At 36.9% G+C, this 964-nt stretch carries 1 protein-coding gene; it reads right to left on the bottom strand.

Translation table 11 applies throughout. The features are described from left to right. Positions 1 to 764 precede the first annotated feature (764 nt). The gene (locus ACFIK8_RS10270) at positions 765 to 962 is read right to left on the bottom strand and encodes a Trm112 family protein (protein WP_375669365.1); all 198 of its coding nucleotides are present in this window, start codon (positions 960 to 962) and stop codon (positions 765 to 767) included. Between the last annotated feature and the right edge of the window lie 2 nt (positions 963 to 964).

The raw sequence follows: 964 nt of genomic DNA on the forward strand, positions 1-964 counted from the left end.
GGAAACAGGCACATCCAGTATTCGGCAATTTCCTGTAAGCGTCCTGCACTTACGTGATTTATTCCTTATTTCATGCTTTTGGATTTGTTAGAAAGGTACGCCTAAATGATAGCCTAATTGTTTTTGAGAAAGTCCCATTTGCTTCTTCTTAAGCAAATTTTTTTGCTTCCAGAAATGTCATTAAACGTGGATTTTTGGTTTGTATTCCGAAAGTTCTACGCCGGGAGTGAGCGCCCTCGCATTGGTATTCCAAGATCTAGAAGCACTGAACTCAAATCAGCTTCTTGCTTTTCGTGCTGATAGCTACTTGGACATAACAAAAGCCCCCGGAAATTGCGGAATACCCGCAAAGCAGACTTATTTTTAGTATTTGAGTTTTTCAGTCTTCCAGGCCCTATTAATCGTTGCATATACGATCAAAATCACAAGCTCATTCATAGGATCATTTCCTTAAATCGTCACTCAGAATTAAAACAATTTTCCTTGTTGATTTTGCTCAAATTTATACTCAACCGTTGTATAATGCGCTTCTCCTTATTTTATGAGACTTCAGTTCACTTTCTCTTCGTCCTTTTTGATGAAAAAAACGGTTTACGAAAAGGAATGTATAATGACCTTTTCAAAAATCTTACTTAACAAGTTTTTTCAAGAGCATATAAAATACGCTTTTAACAAATTCACAAAAAACGAGTTGCGAAAAAAGAAGGTTAATTCAAACAGAGATGTCGTTTTCGTTTGTGAAAGAAAAATTGAACAAAGCCACTTTATTTTTTATGGACTCTTTTTTCATTGTGCTGCAAAGGACTGGCTTCTGAGGCAAGCATAATGGGAACACCATCGCGAATAGGATAGGCGAGTTTTGCTTTGAACGAGATTAATTCTTGCGTTTTTCTGTTTAAAGAGAGTGTTCCTCCTGTAATTGGGCAAACAAGCAATTCGAGCATTTTGGGGTCGGTGATCATTT

The sequence above is a fragment of the Bartonella sp. MR168JLCBS genome (genome assembly GCF_042194175.1).

Bases quoted from the DNA above. Each gene is read 5' to 3' on its own strand.
- ACFIK8_RS10270 (WP_375669365.1), bottom strand. From the start codon at position 962: ATGATCACCGACCCCAAAATGCTCGAATTGCTTGTTTGCCCAATTACA.